This is a genomic window from Rhodococcus qingshengii JCM 15477 (assembly GCF_023221595.1).
Taxonomy (GTDB): Bacteria; Actinomycetota; Actinomycetes; order Mycobacteriales; family Mycobacteriaceae; genus Rhodococcus_F; species Rhodococcus_F qingshengii.
Genome location: NZ_CP096568.1, coordinates 13868 through 33480 on the forward strand (window position 1 = coordinate 13868; position 19613 = coordinate 33480).

At 60.4% G+C, this 19613-nt stretch carries 19 protein-coding genes and 1 pseudogene; 4 read left to right on the forward strand and 16 right to left on the reverse strand.

Features of this window, described 5'->3' with window-relative positions; all coding sequences use genetic code 11:
• Positions 1 to 194: 194 nt before the first annotated feature.
• The 3 genes from M0639_RS33645 to M0639_RS33655 form a co-directional block, all read right to left on the reverse strand.
• Complete coding sequence (locus M0639_RS33645; protein ID WP_083745099.1) at positions 195 to 1658, reverse strand: APC family permease; 1464 nt, start codon at positions 1656 to 1658, stop codon at positions 195 to 197.
• Entirely contained in the window at positions 1655 to 2383 is a 729-nt protein-coding gene (locus tag M0639_RS33650; protein ID WP_209448996.1) for a DUF1989 domain-containing protein, read from the reverse strand. The genes M0639_RS33645 and M0639_RS33650 overlap by 4 nt, the downstream gene beginning before the upstream one ends.
• A gap of 628 nt (positions 2384 to 3011) precedes the next feature.
• Positions 3012 to 3251: a hypothetical protein gene (locus M0639_RS33655; RefSeq protein WP_143541267.1), complete on the reverse strand. Its 240-nt coding sequence runs from the start codon at positions 3249 to 3251 to the stop codon at positions 3012 to 3014.
• On the opposite strand from M0639_RS33655, the pseudogene M0639_RS33660 reads away from it, so the two are divergent.
• A pseudogene (locus M0639_RS33660) lies at positions 3238 to 3471 on the forward strand (IS110 family transposase); the annotation flags it as partial. The gene M0639_RS33655 and the pseudogene M0639_RS33660 overlap by 14 nt on opposite strands.
• Positions 3472 to 3508: 37 nt before the next feature.
• Here the strand turns inward: M0639_RS33660 and M0639_RS33665 are convergent.
• The 6 genes from M0639_RS33665 to M0639_RS33690 all read right to left on the reverse strand — a co-directional run bounded on the left by M0639_RS33665 (position 3509) and on the right by M0639_RS33690 (position 9930).
• Entirely contained in the window at positions 3509 to 3748 is a 240-nt protein-coding gene (locus M0639_RS33665; RefSeq protein WP_076949062.1) for a tautomerase family protein, read from the reverse strand.
• Between the two features lie 4 nt (positions 3749 to 3752).
• A complete protein-coding gene (locus M0639_RS33670; RefSeq protein ID WP_076949061.1) occupies positions 3753 to 4547 on the reverse strand; it encodes a 2-keto-4-pentenoate hydratase in 795 nt (264 codons plus the stop codon).
• 247 nt (positions 4548 to 4794) lie between these two features.
• Entirely contained in the window at positions 4795 to 5694 is a 900-nt protein-coding gene (locus M0639_RS33675) for an alpha/beta fold hydrolase (RefSeq protein ID WP_076949059.1), read from the reverse strand.
• Between the two features lie 507 nt (positions 5695 to 6201).
• Complete coding sequence (locus M0639_RS33680) at positions 6202 to 7434, reverse strand: NAD(P)/FAD-dependent oxidoreductase (protein ID WP_083745057.1); 1233 nt, start codon at positions 7432 to 7434, stop codon at positions 6202 to 6204.
• Positions 7435 to 7546: 112 nt separating this feature from the next.
• Complete coding sequence (locus M0639_RS33685; protein WP_076949058.1) at positions 7547 to 8404, reverse strand: IclR family transcriptional regulator; 858 nt, start codon at positions 8402 to 8404, stop codon at positions 7547 to 7549.
• 56 nt (positions 8405 to 8460) lie between these two features.
• Positions 8461 to 9930, reverse strand: a complete 1470-nt coding sequence (locus M0639_RS33690; RefSeq protein ID WP_076949057.1) for an amidase — start codon at positions 9928 to 9930, stop codon at positions 8461 to 8463.
• Between the two features lie 253 nt (positions 9931 to 10183).
• On the opposite strand from M0639_RS33690, the gene M0639_RS33695 reads away from it, so the two are divergent.
• Both M0639_RS33695 and M0639_RS33700 read left to right on the forward strand, forming a co-directional pair.
• Entirely contained in the window at positions 10184 to 11521 is a 1338-nt protein-coding gene (locus M0639_RS33695) for an IS630 family transposase (protein WP_076949056.1), read from the forward strand.
• A gap of 129 nt (positions 11522 to 11650) precedes the next feature.
• The gene (locus M0639_RS33700; protein ID WP_076949055.1) at positions 11651 to 12331 is read left to right on the forward strand and encodes a TetR/AcrR family transcriptional regulator; all 681 of its coding nucleotides are present in this window, start codon (positions 11651 to 11653) and stop codon (positions 12329 to 12331) included.
• Between the two features lie 143 nt (positions 12332 to 12474).
• Here the strand turns inward: M0639_RS33700 and M0639_RS33705 are convergent, their stop codons facing one another.
• Positions 12475 to 12819, reverse strand: coding sequence for an aldehyde dehydrogenase family protein (locus tag M0639_RS33705; protein WP_076949054.1), 345 nt, complete (start codon positions 12817 to 12819; stop codon positions 12475 to 12477).
• Positions 12820 to 13253: 434 nt separating this feature from the next.
• Here M0639_RS33705 and M0639_RS33710 point away from each other — a divergent pair, with 434 nt between their 5' ends.
• A complete protein-coding gene (locus M0639_RS33710; RefSeq protein WP_179090813.1) occupies positions 13254 to 13406 on the forward strand; it encodes a hypothetical protein in 153 nt (50 codons plus the stop codon).
• Between the two features lie 21 nt (positions 13407 to 13427).
• On the opposite strand, the gene M0639_RS33715 is transcribed toward M0639_RS33710, so the two are convergent.
• From M0639_RS33715 to M0639_RS33740, 6 genes are all read right to left on the reverse strand, one after another.
• Entirely contained in the window at positions 13428 to 14441 is a 1014-nt protein-coding gene (locus tag M0639_RS33715; RefSeq protein WP_076949053.1) for a beta-ketoacyl-[acyl-carrier-protein] synthase family protein, read from the reverse strand.
• 719 nt (positions 14442 to 15160) lie between these two features.
• Positions 15161 to 16126 carry a VOC family protein gene (locus tag M0639_RS33720; protein ID WP_076949052.1) on the reverse strand — a complete coding sequence of 322 codons (966 nt, stop codon included), beginning with the start codon at positions 16124 to 16126 and terminating at the stop codon, positions 15161 to 15163.
• A 183-nt stretch (positions 16127 to 16309) separates the two neighbouring features.
• Positions 16310 to 16867, reverse strand: coding sequence for a 3-phenylpropionate/cinnamic acid dioxygenase subunit beta (locus tag M0639_RS33725; protein ID WP_076949051.1), 558 nt, complete (start codon positions 16865 to 16867; stop codon positions 16310 to 16312).
• Positions 16864 to 18171, reverse strand: coding sequence for an aromatic ring-hydroxylating dioxygenase subunit alpha (locus M0639_RS33730; RefSeq protein WP_076949050.1), 1308 nt, complete (start codon positions 18169 to 18171; stop codon positions 16864 to 16866). Before M0639_RS33730 ends, M0639_RS33725 begins: the two co-directional genes overlap by 4 nt.
• A 2-nt stretch (positions 18172 to 18173) precedes the next feature.
• Positions 18174 to 18572 carry a bifunctional 3-phenylpropionate/cinnamic acid dioxygenase ferredoxin subunit gene (locus M0639_RS33735; RefSeq protein ID WP_228233147.1) on the reverse strand — a complete coding sequence of 133 codons (399 nt, stop codon included), beginning with the start codon at positions 18570 to 18572 and terminating at the stop codon, positions 18174 to 18176.
• Positions 18573 to 18607: 35 nt separating this feature from the next.
• Entirely contained in the window at positions 18608 to 19465 is an 858-nt protein-coding gene (locus M0639_RS33740; protein ID WP_083745056.1) for an alpha/beta fold hydrolase, read from the reverse strand.
• Positions 19466 to 19613 lie beyond the last annotated feature (148 nt).

Genomic DNA, 19613 nt, shown 5'->3' on the forward strand with positions numbered 1-19613 from the left:
ACGCAGCGGCGTCCGCGTTCGGCGATGACTTTCGCCAACGGGGTCGGGTTCGAGTGCTGCGGCGATCTCCTCACCGTTCTTGCCTTTCGCGGCCAACTAGTCGGCCCGGCGTACCTTGCGCACGACGTCCTCCGAGGAAGGGCGTTTGCGTCGCGCCATGATCCTTTTCGTTCTCTTCGCCCTCACCACGGAAATCAGGACTCTAGATCAACCTGGACCTGCTCACAGGGGGCATGCGGTTGTGAACTGGAAGGCAGCGGCTCATCGGGCTCGCGCAGCCGCAAGGATCCGGGGTCCTGCACCAGGCGGCGATAGAGGTAGAAGGCGATACCGACCAGCAGAAGAACCCCCCCGATTGCCACCTCCTTGAAGCTGGCGCCCGCCGCCAGGTCAGGACTCGTGACCCCGACGACCAGGATCACGACGTTGAACACCACGAGAAGCATCGCCACCGGAATCCAAGCACGGCCCAACCGGATCGAACGGGGCCATTGGGGGCGGTCCTTGCGGAGCAGCAGGAAGCCTGAGACGGCGAGCGTGATCGCCACGAGGTAACCAAGGTTGCCTGCGATCAAAACCGCCACGGGACTCGCGACGAAAGCGAGGACGCCGAGGTTGACGAACATGGTGAGCACCAGGGCTAACGCCGGCTCGCCCGCCTTGTTGAGTCGACCCAGCTGACGCACCGTCATCCCCTCGTGCGAGATGCCGTAGAGCGAACGGGCGGCATCAGCAGCGGAAGAGACCATGACCAGGAAGAGCACCGCGCAAAGCACAGCGGCGACCAGTGATGAGGCCGCCGTCCCGAGGATGTCCTGATACGCGATGATGCCGTAGGTGATCGGGTCCGCCCCCACGACCTCCTCGCCCAGGTGACCCGACGTGGCCAGGGGGACGAGCGCGTAGAGCCCGATGAGGATCAGGGCGATGGTCTTCATCGCTCTGGCCGTGTCGACGGCAGGGTTCCGGTACTCGGGTGCGAACGAGGCGCACAGCTCGCTGCCGTAGATCGACCAGGCCCCCAGATACAGCCAGACGATCACGACTTTCGCGCCGCCCCACGGCCCGTCCGCGTGGAAGGAGAGATTGTCCGCCGACCAGTCGCCCATAGCGAACGGCAGAACGATCAAGCCGATGAGAACGACCACGAACACGGCCCCGACCACCCGGTTGAGGCGGACGGCGAGCTTGATGCCGAGAAGATTGACCACGGTGACCGCAACCAGCGCAACGGCTGCGATGGCATGGCCGAGCCCCACATCGACTAGTCCGGTCGACACCGTCCAGGCCGAGTCAGCGAACCACTGGGCCTGGATGATCGAGCCCATCGTCAGGCCCACGATCGTGAGGACCAAACCCCAACCGCACCAATAGCCGAAGGCCGCAACTGCACCCAGGGGAGCGAAGTAGCGCTTCCATGCTTCGTTCGCGAAGACGGCGACTCCCCCGGCTTTGTCCGGGAACATCGACGCCATCTCAGCGAAGAGATGGTTCTGGAGCAGCGCGATGACTGCCAGAACGACGCAGACGGCAATTGTCCCCCAGGTGCCGATCGTGGCTGTAGTGGCCCCAGCGGTGATGAACAGACCGACCGCGATGGGAAGGGCGAGAGCCACACCGTCGTGCCATCGCAATCCCTTCTGCAACTCGGGCTTCACAACGGGTCCTGACCATTGAAAATTTCGTACTTCATCGCCTTGGGCTTGAAGTCGTTGATTTCGTTCTTGTCAGGACAAGACACGGCAACAACCAGTACATCCATCTCTGCCTCGAAATCAATGAAATCTCCAGTTTCGCAGCTTGGCGGCTCGAAGATAAATCCGCCATCCCCGTCATAGCTAACCGACATGAACGCGTTAAAGGTTCCTTCACTATCGGTATCGGCCGCCGTTAGACCGAAAGGGCGGAGGGCTTCGTCGTAGAGGTCCCAGCATGTACGACCACCCTCAACCACGTTCGCGAGGCCACCGCTGAACTCAGCCCAGCGCTGTGAACAGCTGCCATTCATGAAGTGACGACCGACATCGTCACGAACCACCTTCAACATCACGTTCTCGTACGGCGGCTTGGACCAGAGCTTCGCAATGCTGTCTTTTGTGCCGGTACCTTCCAAGGTATTTAGGAAAACCGACCAAGGACCCGCGAACTGTTCCTTTGGATCGTTACGATTAATGAATTTGATGTCTGCAACTTGAATCCCCTCATGTGCAGTAACCCGTAGCCTTTGCCCCTGATCCAGATAGAAGGCGCGTCCCGAGCAAGCGGGAATGATAAATTCATCCAGAAGCGTCATGTTTCGTTCATCTTCCTTCACGATATGTGGGTGCGGACGGTCGGCATGAGCGCCGCCCGGGAACGCAAGGCGGGCGATCGGTCGGTTCATCGCTCGCTCACCATACTGTGCGCGAGCGCTCGCGCAAGTTTCTTGATCGTTCGCGCAAGTCGTCCACTTCTATAAAGCCCTGATCTGTTTCATGGAATCCTGCGAGAATTTTTCGAAAGTAGATTTTTCCGAACCATTCCCCTCCCGTTAGAGCACGAATCTCTCCAGGTTCATATGCCCGGACACGTCCGTCAGGCGGTCACGTCTGAAAATGACTTAGATATCCTGAAGGCCGGAATTGGTTTACCCTGCACTCGATCGGTGTCTCCTGTACTGGACCCTTCACACTGCACAATTCCCGCATGTTTTCCCGTGCCGTCACCATTTCGCTTGGCGGCAACCGAGACTTGCAGATTTATGACTCCCGCAACTGCGAAGCGAAGAACACCGGAATTGGTTGTCGACCAGTCTCTACTCTCCTTTCGACTAAAGCAACTAGCTCGGTCCGCTCACCGAAACAAGGGCTAATCTCGAACTTTCTCGAGTCCGGCGTGCCGGCCTGAGCGGGGTCGGTTTGATGTTTTATACGGCAGATCCTGCCTACAGGGATGAGGCGGCGCCCGACACGGTCGGGTGGCGCCGGGGGCCACCACCCCCGGCCAGAATGATCCGTCCGACGGCGATCGATTTAGGCGCTCCTGCGGATTGGTCGTCCAGGTCTGCTCCAAATCTCCTTCCGAAACTCGTTGAACGCCAACGCGAACGCGCGAGCGCAGTCCAGATAATCGGCCACCGCCGCCAACTTCTCCGTCAACACAACAAGAACTCGACCATATTGCGCAGCAACAGGTTCCGCATCTGGCTGTAAATTGGATGCAACATTGCCTTCGCCCGTGATCACGATGACTTCGGCTTCCATCGCGGTCAAACACGCACCCCACATGGACGCTCGGCTGGCGGACGAGATCATCGCCGCACTCAGTACGCAAACGCGTGACGGTACCCGGCAGCAAGTCCGTGGAAATCGTCCTACCGAAACTTGCCGAATCCTTGAAACAGACTCTGCTGCAGTGGAAAAGAATTGGTGACGAGGTCGAGAGGATGCCCGATGACCACCCTCTTCCTCAGTACTGATGTCGATGCCGGGCAACCGTGGAGGACGCACCTTCGACGGACTGAACCTCCTTAGTCGTCAGGCTTCCCAGATTCCTGAGTCTCACGGCCCGTTTCCCCTCGTGCACGGCGTTCCGCAATCGTCTCCTCGCCGGCTGCCCAGTGCGTCGCGGGGACCTCGCGGATGACAACGCGCACAGCCTCGATGGGGGCGCCGACCGCGTCGCACGCTGCTTTGACTAAGTTCCGGATGAGCGCTCGAAGCTGCTCGGGGCTGCGCCCCTCGACCAGCGTCACTTCGATAAGTGGCATCGCGTTAGACTCCGCCGTTGAGGAAAACTGACCCGAGGTTGGTGAAGTGCATCGCGAGGCGCTCTCCCGGGGCTATCGGTACTGCGTCTGTCATCCCCCCTGTCAGCACGACCCAGCCTGCTTCGATGGCGTGTCCACGCCGGCCCAGCTCATTTGCCGCGAAGGCGAGTGCCTCCCCTGGGTGTCCTTGCACGGCAGCGCCGGTGGCGGAGTCAACCACGCGTCCGTCGGCCTCGACGAGCACCTCCTCAAGATAAAGGTCCATCTCCTTCGGCGCGCGGCCGACGGGGCCGGTGATGTAGACCCCTGACGAGGCATTGTCGGCCACCACGTCACTAGCCTGGAACTGGAAGTTCCGGTAGCGGCTGTCTATGACTTCGGCGCCCCCCCGAACCTCTTCCACGGCCTCCATTGCGGTCGCGCGGCTAATTCCGGGCCCCTTGAGCCGCTCGCCCATGACGAACACGATCTCTGGCTCAACACGTGGGTGTATCAGCCGAGACTGTGGCACCGGCTCGCCTGCGGGTAGGACCATCGCGTCGGTCAGCCACGCGACAAGGGGGACATGTATTCCCATTCGCTGCTGTTTCGCCTTGCTGGTCAGCCCGAGCTTGACGCCGACCAGTCGCTCCCCCCGTGCAAGGCGTACCGCAAGGTTGTGGTCCTGGATCTCATACCCAGTGTTGAGGTCGAGCTCAGGCCACTCATCAGTGAAGGCGGGGCGGTCGACGCGCTCGTCCTCGCAACGCAGCAGTTCCGCCGCCGCCGTCGCAACGGTCCACGACCTCGCCGACGTCACTGCGCACCTCCTCTGGTGTAAGCGTTCATCAGCAACCCCGCGGCCTTCGCCCTTATTACCTTGTTCATAAGCTTCCTCCTGTCGGCACTGCCCAGGCTGGTGACGAATCGGGTTGCTCGTTCACGGAGTTCCTGGGGGTACTTGTAGTTCGCCATGCTGAGTTTGGGGTGATCCTTCCTGGATATCTGGCTCACCCTCGATAAGACCCGGGACGATTCATCAGGTCTCGACGTAGCACTCCACGCGTTCATCGTTCCTGACTCGATCGGCCGGTTGACCGGTCTGTCGTCAACCACCGACCTACTTCCCGGTTAAAGACTTGCCATTCCTCGTACTGGGGCCACATTCCCGAGTTCGTGAAGAGGAGGAAATCGCCCGACGGAACAGCCTCGGCGAGCGCCGCGCCCGCCGCTGCGGGCATTAATCGGTTGTGAGCACCCCAGCAGACGAGGAGTGGTGTCTGGATGGCAGAGAGGGCACTCTCTTCGAACGAACGGACTTCGCGAGCCTGACGAAGGAACGCCAGCATTTCGGTATGCGCCTCGAGGAAGCCGGGCCGCTGCCACATCCTCATTCGCAGCTCGACCATTTCGGGTGGTACGGGGGTCGTCGGCGCAAGCAACCATTCGATTCGCTCGCGCATGAGCTCGAAATCAGTAGGGTCGGCGAGTGCCGCAGCCGACAACGCTTGGAAACGGAGGACTTCGTCGGAGGGCGGCAACTCGGGCTGAGCATCCGGGATAACAGCATTGATGAGGACTCCCCCGGCAAGACGCTCAGGGGCCGTGAGCGCCACCCACTCCACGAGCTGGGCGCCGAGTGCCTCGCCGATCCAGATCGACTCGTCGATGCCCAGGCGGTCGAGGGTATTCAGGACATGGTTGGCGAGGCTATCCCAGTTCTGGGCTTTACCACCCGTGTTCGAGGTGAATCCGTGACCGAATAGATCGATGGCCACTACTCGGTGGAACTCACTTAGCGCGGCGATGTTTCGCGCGAATACCTCCAGGTGCCCCCCCGATCCGTGCAGGAGCACACACGTGGTGCCGCCCTCGCCTGATCGCAGGACTCTCGTCCGTACGTCTCCGACATCGACGAACTCGATGGAGTGCTGCAGGCCGCCGAGATGCGTCCAGATCGTGCTCATAGACTCCTCTTCTCAAGAAATTCAATCACTGCGTGGGCGTAGAGACGTAACCAAATCGCCTTGTTATAATTGACTCGCTTATAGGGTCACAGCCCAAGTTGTGAGCTCCGAGATCTTCCGGCCGGTACCTGCCACAGGTAAACCGAGCACCGGGTCTCTCTATCTGCTTCAAGCGCGCCTTGTGCTTCTATCTCGTGCTCAGTCATCGTCAACGTGCACACCCTTGTATCGCTTCTAATGTTTGCGACGATTTCATCCCGGACCGCTGATGCCCATTTGCCTCGATTTGTCAGCGACGATCTACATCGCCATCCACCGTTTCCGCGCGGTCCTGATTACTCGCCTGCCCAGCATTCGGCCAGAAAAGGGGTGCCGCGTCGGCCGGACGCACCTCTTGGTGTGACACGCGCATAGCCGAATCGGAGGGGCGTCGTTGGAAGGGAGGAGAAGAGGACTTGACGTCCGCAAGGAGAGCGATTTGCTCCAGACAGCGGCTCGTCGAGCATATTAACGGGCCGCAACCAGGTGCCGGAGGTCGACCGAAGGGTCGGCCAGGCTCGCGGCATCAAGCTGCTGACCAGAGGCGATGAGGCGCATCGCGCCTCGTACGTCGCGTCCGCCGTTTATCGCGAACACACCACTCAGTACGCCCTCGCGGAGATGGAACGCCGTGAACGAGGAACTGTCCTCAGCTCCCCGTAGGACGAGCTCGCCATCGGTCGCGAGGTGCCCGGCGGTTTGAATGTTGTACTCGAACTGGTCCGACCAGAACCACGGCACGTCGCGCTCAGGCAAGGGCTGACCGAGCAGCGCGGCAGCTACCGACTCGGCCTGATCCTGAGCGTTCTGGAACGACTCCAGCCGTCGACGTCCGATACCGCGCCAGCCAGGTTGATTAGTCACATCTCCCGCCGCGAAGACGTGGGGATTGCTGGTGCGGCCACCTTCGTCCACCACGATCCCATTGTCGATCGCCAGCGAAGCGTCCAGGGCCAGCTCGACCGCGGGCGTCATACCAACGCCGACGATGACGACATCCGCGTCAATGCGTTCTCCGTCGGCCAGCTCAACACCGTGAACCCTGTCGCGACCAAGGAATTGGCGAACCGAGGTGTCCGTCCGCACCGTCACACCCTGCCGGCGGTGCTCCTCCGCCACAAGGGTTCCCCACCGCACGCCCAGACCCCGAATCATTAGAGTAGGCCCGACCTCGAGAATCGTCACATCACACCCTAAAGTCGCTGCGCTAGCAGCTGTTTCGGCCCCTACGAAGCCGCCTCCCACGATGACGACGCGCGCACGCTCATGGAGCACCGACCTCAGAGCTTCTGCATCTGCGATGTCCCGGAGGTGATAGACCCCAGGCAGCCGTTCGCCGGCGATGCCGAGCGGTCGACTCCGGCCGCCCGTGCACAGCACCAGACGATCCGCCGTCAAGCGGCGGCCGGAAGTGAGCTCCAAGCAGCCCTCGCTGACCGAGACCGCCTCGACCCCCTCGCCGGTGATGAGCTCTATGTCTAGGTCCCTCCATTGTCCTTGGGGTCGAAGCTGCAAATCCTCGGGTGGCACGCCCTTGGTTAGGAACTCTTTGGAGAGCGCGGGCCGCTCGTAGGGTGGGTATGGCTCTCGTCCGGCTAGCACGATCCGCCCGTCGAATCCTCGACTCCGCAGAGCTTCCGCAGTTCGCCCGCCGGCAAGACTTGCACCAACGATGACGACGTCAGAAATGTACGAAGACAATGTTGCTCCCTCTCAGATCGAACGAATGACATGGTGTGCAGTGACTTGCACGGCCGACAGGACAGGTCATCTCGCGCCAATCCACCACGCGCTGCCCTGACTCATAGGGCACTTAACCGATTGCAACGGTCGCATGTATGGAACGGTGCGGCACCATCGTTTGCCGTCCCTGCAGCATGCGGCTTGAGAGGTCTGCTCCGAATCGAGCCGCGTGTATCTTCAGCAACCGTTCAACTTCGGGGATGCTCGCGCCCTTGAGCGGGAGCTCCATCTCGAAGGCCGCCACGGTCCTCCTCAGATGATCGACGATCGGCACCCCGATTGACGTCGAGCCGGTGCAGACCTCGTCTCTCACTAGCGAATAGCCGTTCCTGCGGATGCCTTGCATCTGTAGCGCCAATTCTCGGGGCGCGATGATGGTGGCGGGCGTCAGAGCTTCGAGCGGCTGCGATGTCACCTGCGTAAACAGTTCTCTCGAACTAAATGCCATGATGGCCTTGCCCGATGCTGTGCAATGAATCGGCATGCGGCCACCAGTGTTCATCCATCCGACGTGGCCGTATGACGTCCCAGAGACCCGCGCGATGCAACGGACTTGTGCTTCTTCGAGCACAGACACCCCTACCACCGTCTTGAACCTGGCGAAGAGATCAGCGGCATGGCACTGAGCGAGATCACCAAACGAACCAGGTAAACGAACCAGGCCACCCAGTTCCCCCAGGCGGTCCCCGAGCGCGTATCTCCCGTCCCCGATACGCTTCACGATCCCCCAGTCGACCAGGTCGCCACACAGTCGGTGGACCGTCGCCTTCGCTAGTCCGGCCTCTTGAGCGAGTTCCGACAGTCGGAGCGAGGGGTGAGCCGACAATGTTTCTACGATATGCCGAACCTTCCCGATGACCGTCTCGGCGGCATACGCGCCCTGGCTTTGGGCGCACCCCGGTATGTTCAGATTGACAGCGGTACTCACTTGTCTGCCCGCCCCTTCTGGCTGGACTGATCTACCATTTCACTTGCGCTACTCGGTTACGCGCCGAATCCAGGCACGGCTCCGGCTGGGGTCCCTATCAAAGGGGACTGGCTCTCATATGCGGCTGAGACTCGAAGGACAAGGTCATCGCGATTCAAGTCCGCAACGATCTGCATCCCAATGGGAAGACCCTCGGTATCGAGCCCGCATGGGATGCTCGCGGCGGGATTTCCTGTGATGTTGAAGGGATAGCAGAAGCCAATAATGGCGCGAGCCGCCTCTCCCCCGCGCGAACAGTCGAAGGACTCCGGCCCTTCAGCGCCCAATGGAAGCGCGGTGAACGGGACCGTCGGCGTCACGAAGGCGTCATAGCGCCGGAAGAACTCAGACGCCGACGCGTACATCGCCTGGCGCATGCGCGTCGCGTTCGCAAGTTCGAGGTATGACCAGTCCTTGCTCAGCATGCTTTTGAAACGCGGACTCACGTCGGCCTCGTACTTCTCCACGAGATCTCTGAGAGCTCCTGGATCCGCATCCAGGGCAACGAGCGCTCCGAGGGTGTCTCGCGAGGCTGGCCTGTCCGGCGCGTCCTCGAAAACCTCGCACCCCAGCGACTGCAGTTGTATCACTGCCCTTTCGAAGGCGCTGCGGACGTCCGGAGATACCTGCTCTTCGCCGGCCCAGTCGCTCGACCAGGCGATCCTAAGCCCGCTTAGGTCACGTTTGTCCTCGGCTAGCTGTCGCAAGAAGTGGCTGGGACTGTTGGGGAAGCGAAGCGAGTGACGGTCCCGCGAGTCCGGACCGCTCATTACGTCCATGAGGAGGGCCGCGTCAGCCACGGAGCGTGTCATCGGCCCGATGTGCTCTAATGACTCCCAACCGTTCAGACCAGGGAATCGGCCATCTCGGCACCCTGGATACAGGGGAATCCTGCCAAATGTGGGCTTGATCCCGTACAGGCCACATAAGCTGCTGGGGATACGAACCGAACCGCCCCCGTCGCTGGCGATCGCGGCGGGCGCGAGTCCAGCCGCCACGGCAGCAGCTGAACCACCACTTGAGCCACCGGGCGACCGATCGAGATCCCAGGGGTTGCGCGTCGCTCCAAATAGTTTGTTGGCCGTCTGATTGGCCGAGAATCCAAACTCTGCAGTGTTCGTCTTGCCGAGGATGACAGCACCGGCGCGCCGCACACGCTCCACAACGACGTCGTCCTCATCAGGGATGAACCCCGAATATATTTCCGATCCGCCGGTGGTGCGCAGATCGCGGGTGAAAATTAAATCTTTTACTCCGAGAGGGACTCCGTGCAACGGGCCCATGTCGCCGCGCATTTGAGCCTGCTCGGCACGCCTAGCCTGCTCGCGAACTTGATCTTCGTCGACTGTACAAAAGGCACCGATGCGCCCGTCGTATGCACCAATCCGGTCGAGGAATAGCTCGCTCAGCTCAACAGGGGAGACCGCCTTGCTGTGCACGAGTTTCACGAGTTCCGTTACTTGAGCCGACTCTAGTTGATCTGCCATAACAAACTTCTCCCATCATTCAGTGGAAAGCGCCTTCCATGGCCTAACTCCCTTTGCGAATCCCCGCCAGGGGCGCCATGGGGGCGACAAAAGAGACCTTCAGGTTGCGGTCTCGGATGTTGAGACTTGCGGCCCGGTTCTTTTCGTCTCTATCTCGTGTGCCACGACACACACAATGATGCAACGCGGCAAACTAGTCAAGTGCCTAGTATTCTGCACTAGAAATTTCGCCAGTTAATTTATGCTTGGTTTTATGTCACGTCGTGGACCTTCGGCAGTCGAGATCACCTTGTCCTCGGCCGAGCGCGCCGAGCTGACACGTAGAGCCGAGTCGGCGGACCGGCGACAGTCCGAACGGGCACGCATCGTGTTGGCCTGCGCCGAAGGTGCGTCGAACGCCGGCGTGGCACGCGATCTCAATGCCGCGGTGGCGACGGTGGCGAAATGGCGACGCAAGTTCGCCGCCGACCGGCTCGACGGACTGGCCGATGCCGGGCGCAGCGGACGCCCGAAGCCAGAGTTGGCGCTGAACGACGACGAACGCGCGCAGCTAGCAGCGTGGGCACGAAGCGCGAAAACCGCTCAGCGCCTTGCGATGCGAGCCAAGATCGTGCTGCGTTGCGCCGAGGGCAGGACGAACAAGCAAACCGCCATCGATCTCGGTGTCGACGAGTCGACCGTCGATCGGTGGCGGCAGCGATTCATCACCGGCCGGCTCGGCGGGCTGGCTGACGAGCCCCGGCTCGGTCGGCCGCCGTCGATCCTGCTCGACCAGGTCGAAGACGTGGTCATCGCGACCTTGGAATCGACGCCTGGTAGGGGCACTCACTGGTCGCGGGCGGCGATGGCGGAGCGGACCGGTCTGTCGAAATCGACCATCGGCCGGATCTGGCGCAAGTTCGACCTCAAACCGCATCTGCAGGACTCGTTCAAGTTGTCCACCGACCCGGTATTCATTGAGAAAGTGGTCGATGTTGTTGGCTTGTACCATAATCCGGCGGAGAAGGCAGTCGCGCTCTGCGTCGATGAGAAGTCCCAGATCCAGCCTTTCGACCGGTCGCGACCTCCGATCATGCCCGACACTCCGCAATGCGGCACCCACGACTATCTCCGTCACAGCATCACCAGCCTGTACGCGGCGTTCGACATCGCCGACGGCACCGTCATCAGCGCCCTGCACCGCCGCCACCGCGCCGTCGAATTCCGTAAGTTCCTGACCACCATCGACAAGGCTGTACCCTGTCAACTCGACGTGCATCTGGTGTGCGACAACTGCCCCACCCACAACACTCCCGAGATCAAGGCGTGGCTGGCCCGACATCCCCGCTTCCACGTCCACTTCACCCCGACCGGTTCGAGTTGGATGAATCAGGTCGAACGCTGGTTCGGCCTGCTCACCGCCAAACTCATCCGCCGCGGCGTTCACACCTCGGTCGAAGTTCTTGAAAAGGACATCGCCGCGTGGATCGACGAATGGAACGACAATCCCCGCCCCTTCCGCTGGACCAAGACCGCCGACGAGATCCTCGAGTCTCTCGCCGACTACCTGGCCAAGGTCAACCCGAACACCACTAAACAGGTCAATAATTAATGGGGGTAATTTCTATTGCAGTAGACTAGCTTCGCCTTACTCTGATTTACGAACCCTTTCCGAGCATGAGCTTCGAGACCGCGAGCTACGGTGGGTGTACCGTCGCACTCCCCGGAGAGATGAGGTGACATGTCCGCAGCCGACGCCGCGCCAACGGATCGCGCACTTCCCTACGGCGAGGGACGCGCAGCCCTCCTTGCCGCTGTCGTGCGCATAGTGGCGGAGCGGGGACTGCGGAATCTCACGTACCGCGCCGTGGCGAAGGAGGCGGGAGTCACCCACGGCCTCGTGACGCACCACTTTGGCACACGGGATGCTCTGATCCACGCGGCTCTGGAGTACTCGCTCGAGACCAGCATCCCGGCCATCAGCACCGAAGCTGGCAGCGGGCGACTGGACAGCCTGTTCGCCAGCCTGGCCGAGATAGTCGATCAAGATCCCGGCCCACAGGCTTTCCAGTACGAGCTCATGCTCGAGGCGCGGCGCCAACCGGAGCTTCGGCCGTACGTTGAAGACATTTACACCGTGTTTCATGAAACCGTACGCGGCGAGCTCGAGCGAGCAGGTATCGATTCAGACGAGGCCTTTGTCCACTTGATCTTCTCCGCCCTTGAAGGCCTGGTATTCCAGCAGACGGCGCTGGGACGGCCCGACGCCACTCGCGCGGCCCTGAAGCGCTTACGCGAGGTGCTGCAGCTGGTCCAGGAGGCCCGTCGCCCCCTGAGTGAACCCGGTGAATGTTCTTCGCCCGGAATCGTTTCCGGGCCGCGCTCTACTCCTCAAGCCGTCAGCAGCGCCGTCCGCCCGTGAGCGGGCGTGGGAGAGCTACCAGCTCCGAGAAACCTGTAGCTCTTCCACCCGTCACATGGATCTCGTCGGAGACGAGTCCAGAGGACGACATTGACTACCGTCTTCTTGGTGTTAGCGAGGATGCCCCGCTCCAGCCGAGCTCACTACCGATCTCGCTGTTCTTCATGCCTCCCCTTGCCTGGCAGTGCAGCGCCGATCGCGGTCCAGCCATTGACCCAGACGGCACCGGCCTGCACTTGCGCGGCAAGGGAGTGTGCAGCGGTGACGTCCTTCGTCCACATCGTCACAGCGTGCCGGTATGCGTTGTGTTGGCGATCCAAACAGCGTCTTCGGAGTCGTCGAGGTATCACGGTGCCGACCAGACCGAAGATCTCCTCGCGGGCGCTCGTCATGACGTTGTCCGCGTGGGCGAAGATCGGGGGCAATACAAAGAACCTGGCGCCGTCCGGGAGGCCGCCCGGCCACCAGCCGGGCGCCTTTCCGCCCACCCCTTCTCGATGTAGCCCCGCATCCGCTCCTACTGCATCTCGGTCACTAGCGTGCCCATCGTCGTTGCCAGGTCGAACGGGTCACCGAGCGCCTGCTGGGAGCGGCACCAGCGAGGGCATCGACGACGTCGAAGTAGAGGAAGCGGTGCGCCAGCACCCGTGTGCCGACCGCACGCACCTCCCCCCTGGTTCAAGAATGGTCCCATGCCGCCCACCGCGGCTTCCGCCTCGGTATCCGTCAGTGTCAAGTCCCGAGTTGCGTTGGGGGTGAGCGTGTGTTCGCATCTCAGGCCGCAGATGCGGCCGCGGTTGACCGCTGCTCGACACGCTGACCAGCATGGAACTGACTGGTGCGGCGCTTACCGCCCATGCAATCCCACCCAGCTGGAGCACGTCGCCGACTGCGCCCAGGTCGCGCGCACTGGGTCCTGTCCGTGAACGGCAACCAGTCACAGCTGCGTCGCAAGCTCGCCGGGCTGCCCTGGCACGGGATCGAGCCTGATGACCGCCTCACCAGAGCCATCAACGCCGCCGCCGAACTGCGACATGACAGCCGCGACGCCCCACGGCGGCTCAAAATCATCTGACTTTGGCGACTCCCTGCAGCTCTACAAAGTCCGCTCAATAACGATTGCGCGGACGGTGCCGTCGAGTTCGTGTGCAACGACCACGCCGAACACTCCCCCGACCGTCCGCAGGCCGTGCAGGAGCGTCACGACGAGCCGAAGCCCGGAGGCGTGACCGGGGGTCCCGAGGGCGATGGCGCCACCCCGGGGGTTCACCAGGTCCCCGTGCACGAGGAACCGTCTCATCCAGACTGCAGGAGCCGCTGCGAAACGCTCGTCGATCTCGACGTGGTCCAGCTGGGAAGCGAGAACACCGGCCCTGGTCAACGCCCGCGACGTGACGCGTTCCTGCACCTCCCACACCGTCGCCGCCGTACTCGGCTCGCTCACGACGGCCAGCACCTTGGCGCGCGGACGGAACCCCAGTTCGGCCGCACGGTCGTCCGTGCACAACAACAGGGCTACTGCGCCAAACGCCGGCGGCGCCACAACGCTAGGGAGGCAGCTAGTCCCGCCGTGGGCCGGACCCACACCGATGCCGGCCGGGAGGCTCCCGCGCTCGCGGTCGAGGGCCCTGATCTGGTCCCGATCGAGCAGCCTCCCACCGAGCGCGACCGGCACGATCTGGCCCGCGAAGTCCCCCGCCGTCGCAGCCGCCAGGGCTCGCGCGGTCGACCTGGCGGCGACCCCAGCGATGAGCTCCGGCGCGCTCGGCGGTGAATGTCCGGGCACCAACGGCCCGGAGTCCGCAGCACGCACCGCCGCCACTAGAGCGAGTGCCCCGGAAGCGCGGCGCGCCTGCTCCTCGAGGACTGCGGTACCCGGCACGGACCGCAGGTCGACAGCCTCAGGCCCGAAACCGATCCCGACGCTCCTCGACATGCCGCACACGACCACCTCGTCCACCTGGGCGGGGCATGTGCGAGTGCGCGCCAACATTGCCCCGACGACCGGCGGTAGGAGGACGCCGGCGGTCGTGCTGCCGGGGAGTCCTCCGGCCTGCTCCGCCACGAGCGGGGAGCGAACTGCCTCGATGATCGCGAGGTGTCGCCTCACACGTCCTCCTTCTTCGATGTTTCCTCCCAGCTTCAGCCAGGTCGGACTCGGATCCGTTCGTTCGAACCTCAGGGGTCACGCGGCTCCCGATCTCGGGCACCCGATCGGACTGAACCAACCTGCCGGGTAGTCGAACCCCTTCCGCCACTTCCACAAGCACGAAGCCCGGCGTTGGGCCAGGGACCACAGCCCAACATCTCGCTCGAAGCCCTCAAAGGCAGCACCCCCCGACCGCGCCACCTGGCCGCGACCTACGCCATGCCCAGTCACCGCCTGTCCAGGAACTCTATTCACGTCGAACGACCGCCGCGCGACGGCAACAAACACCTCTTAAGGCGATGTGCCTCTCCGCCTCAGCCACGCCCGATCTGCCGCGCCTACTATGACCGAACGAGAGTCCGCAGTCTGGGGAATCTCGGCCTCAGTCACCCACGAAGGCGGCTCTATCCGTCCGGGCCGCCGCCAGTCACAACGCTTTGGGGCCGTATACCCGGGCCCGAAAAATGCACACCCCAGTTGAAGTGAATCACCCCGCCCACCGGAGTAATGCCCCAATCGATCGCCACGCTCCAACACGAACGACCGGCGTAAAAAGCGCAAGCTGCACCCGACGCGTTTTGACTGAAGCTTAGCGTTGAGCACAACGGCACCATCAACAGCCGACAACTCACTCACTAGAGCGCTAACTCGAGAAGGGGTGTGACCCAATAAATGACGACTTACGTCCGACCCCGTGCATCACTGAATTGATCGGCTCTTCTGAAGGGTAACGGCGATACTTCATTTCCAACCAAGTTATGGCCCCATGTATGACCCGTCGTATACTGCTTAACCCCCCAACTACTACCGTTGGGGACTTGCAATGCATCACAGCCGTACTCGACCAAAATTCCGGATGGGGCACATGCGTAGAACGACAGCATGCGATCGTTGATATGACGGCCGAGGGTCGAGAATAGGGGCACTTCTGCACGAATCACTGCGTCCATGGCCCGTCCGACATCGTCGATACTCCGCGCCTCAAGCATGATGTGTTCCAGAGTCCCGATCTGATCGGGGCGCCCCTTGCCAAGCGCAATGCTGTGGTGGCGTGCATTGCAGCGAAGGAAAACCGCATCTATTCCAGCCTCTGGCCAGACGATGTAATCGGTGACTTCAAAGCCTAGAACGTCACAGTAGAACGAGGTGGCAACCGTTACGTCCTCTACGTATAGGAAGAGATGTCCCAAGCCTAATTCGCCTGCAACGAAACCATCAGAAGGTCTTGGGGACGCGTACGGTTGGGCAGCGATTATGGGAGAGTAGGCGATTTCGGATGGAATTCCGGACGGGTCAACGAAAGCAGCTGTGCGGGCGTAATGTCTCCTGCTATTTACGTCGGCGGAGCCCTCAATCACCTTGACGCCGTACGCGGACAGCCGATCCAGAATTATTTCGAAATCCCGCTCTAGCGGAACTTCCCATCCAACGCGCTCTAACGACTCCGACTCGTCTCGAGAGAGTTCAATCCGGAAGGCTCGCTCATCCATACGAAGCCGGAGGACATCTTCGTCGCCATCCGACGACGCAACCTCAAGCCCTAGGAGGTCTGTACCGAAACTTCTCCACTCATTAAGATCCGCAACACGGAAACCAACATATGCGAGTTGGGATATGCGGGGAACCATTAAGATACTCCTATCCACCTGAAATACTCCTATCCACCAGCAACTTAAGGCTTACAAAATCTTCCATGCAATGTTCGTTGCCGAGGTGCGATTCCCATCCCTCGTTCGTCTACAACGGCCACCACCTCCAAGACCGAATGGAAGTTCAGGTGTGCTCATTGAGAGGCCAAGTTCGCGATTACGAAAGCCTAGCTCCAGGGGCTAGAAGAAGATACTGAGATTCTTTGAAAGGACGACATTCTGATCAAGCAGGATGGTCCGTCCAGCGATCTGGAAGCCGTCATCGGTGCATCGCAGGACATCGAACCGCTCGCCGGCCCAAATGTCAACTTCCGTCTCAAGTCTATTTCGATAAATAATGAAGTTCGACCTCACGTCCAGCAAGTCTCGCGCCGTAGACGAGGCGGCAACGCGAACATTGGTTACCAGATGCCGACTCCTCGACGGTGGCTCCTCCGCCCAATGCTTCCCCGTCTCCTTCTGCATGATTCGGATTTCCATTGATTTCTTATCATCGTCGAAGTGCGCCATCTCGATACCGCGCGGAGCCACTTCGTCCTCAATTCGCTGACGCCGCAGGCGATTCTTCCGAACCGGCATCCAATACCTCAGATCATCTGCCAGCAGGTTGAACCATTCGCGATAATGCCAATCGTCAAGGAGTTGAGCTTCAAGATACAAGAATTGCTCAACATCGTACTGCCTCTGAAGAATGTCGGCCGTCGTTCGAATCTCTGACTCTTCCATCTCAGCGGTCATCGCTCGGGCACCTCTTCGAGTGTCGCAGGGTCTGATACGTGGGGCCAGTCTTTACTAGTCATGAAGTCCAACCAACGCCGATAGAAGGCTCTTTGGGGACCCTCATTCATATAGAGCTCACTGATCGTGCCAGGAAGGGTTGGGTGATTGTCCGTATCGTGCCCCACGCCCATCTGATAATTCCAATTGAGCTGACGCGTCTGGTACCCCTGCTCAAGCATCTGGCCCATCAGGTTCCAGTTCTCCCCGTCATCAATTTCGACAGTGCCAGCCGCCCCCTCGGTCAATACCGATGACAGTTGCTGTGCCTTCTTCACTTCCTCAGGCGCGTCCTTGTCGACCACCGTCCAGGACCAGATTTCGAACGTGTTCGGGCCTTTTGGATGCCACACCCGCAAGTTTGCTTGCCCCGGCAGACCCGACAGATTAGGGAAAACGGTGAAGTTTCCCACGGAGTTTACGCGTTCCGGTCCCAATCGTTCGATCGCAGTCGCTCTCCGCTGCTCTTTATAAGACGACGTGCCATCCGTGAATCGGTTCGCGTGATCAGTAATTGAGCCGTACCCATGTCCCAGCCTCGATGAGTACATATAACCCGCAGGCGAAGGGCCATCATAGATGTCGGTGTCGGTGATCTGAGCCAGCGAGCTCATATGGGTAATGTTCACGTGGTAACCGTCGCCGGCGAACTGCTCGGCCGCGATCTTCCAATTTCCTCGAATCGTCCACTTGATAACGCCAGGCAGAACTTCGATTCCTCCTGGGGTGTGATCCACCCAACTGTCGATATAAAAGGTAGAATCCCCAAGGTAATCAAGAAGGGGGGGCGCTGTCGGGTCAAAGGTGGCGAAGATCAGCCCTTTATAACTATCGATCTGCGCCACCTGGACGAGTCCGAACTTCGACTTGTCGAGTTCGTTGTAATAGGCGTCATTTTCGTTGGGAACATTGACCAGATCTCCGGAAATATCGTAGGTCCACCCGTGGTACGTGCACATAAAGCGCTTTGCGTTCCCGTCCTCGGCTCGACACACCTTCATCCCGCGGTGACGACAAACATTAAGGTAGGCCTTGACAGAGCCGTCCTTCTGCCGGGCAACTATGACGGCGTCCCCACCCATATACGTGTTCAGAAAGTCGCCGGGATTCGGGATCATGCTGTCGTGAGCAAGAAACAGCCACGCCCGGCTGAAAAGCATCTTCAGCTCTCGCTGATAGACCTCTTCTTCAATGAAGATGTCCGCGGCGATCTGGCCGTTCTGCCAGTCAATCTTCGATGGCAGTGAGTCGAAGTCGTATGCCATTGCTAATCCTGTCCTTTATCTTCGCCGAGTGGAATAGTGCTCACGTATACTTGCCCGTCTGAAACTCTAACCGGATAAGTTTTCAACGGGATGACTGCTGGGCGTGTCAGAGCGGCGCCCGTTCTGATACAGAACTTTGCAAAGTGCATTTCGCATTCAACTGTATCTCCTTCTATAAACCCTTCCGCCAGCGAGGATTCTGCATGCGTGCACGTGTCATCGGTGGAAAGCAGTTCGCCATCAACATTGAAGACAGCGATTGGCGGTAGTGTTGGTGCCACCGCGGCTTCACCGGGCGTGAGGTCGACAGCCGCACAAACTCGAACCCATCCAGACTCGACTTCGTGATCACGCCGGTCATGTGATGAGTCCATAACCTCGTCTTCTCCCTTGTCCGCCAACACATACCTCCTTGGGCGCATAGCCATCCTCTCCCTCAATCAGCTTGTAGGAACTTGCGTACCAGTGTCGCGAATTCTTGCGGTCGCTCTGCCGGCGGCCAATGGCCGCAGCGGTTCAGAATGGTGAGCTCAGCCTGTGGCAGATAGCTCATTAAAAGCAAGGCCTGTTCGATCGGCACCATGCGGTCGAACCGTCCTTGTATAATTTTCACGGGTACATCTATCTGCGACAGAAGGCTTAGGTTGCTGTGCGGTGTACTGATCGATTCAAGTTCAGCCTCCGCATGTTCGCGATGTGCGCATCGAAATTCGTGGAGTTTCTGGATTAATTCTGGAGTAATAAGATCTTCGTCATACATTAGTGCGCGAAGCAGTCGAGCGAGGGCAGCTTTATCATCCGGAGCGGATTGCAGCTCCGAATGAAGTCGGAGAACCTCCGATGGAAACGGCGATAATATATAGGGATCTCCACCCGTTGACGCGTGGCACGCACCAATCACAAGTCGCTCGACTCGGTCCGGAGCCTGAAAAGCCATATCCAATGCAGACGTGGCCCCCATTGACGTACCAATCACGGGCAAACGTTCGATCCCAAGATGATCGAGTACGCGTACCGCTGCGCGTACAACCAGATCGTGGTACGGCTCGTGATATCGGATAGGTCCGGAAAGGCCAAAATTTGGCATATCGATTGCGATGCATCGATTTGTATTCGAAAGCACCTCAATTACCTCGCGGTATATCAACCAGGAAGTGACGCCTGGCTGAGGTCCAAATGCATGGATAAGGAGGATCGGATCGCCTGTACCGATGTCCAGGTAATGTAATGGACCCTCTTCGGTGCCAATCGAATACGAAAATTCTTCCGGTGCGTAGAGTTCTGGGCGGAGCATCTTTCAGACCTCCTTAATATGTCGAGGCGCTGCTGCTGACTCCCGTAGTATTGCGCCCCACCGCTACTTAGACCAAGGTTCGGGGTTCACTCATCGGAACGCCGCCTGAACGGCCCCAGGTTCTGTGCCGCGCCTAAACGGGCTGCGA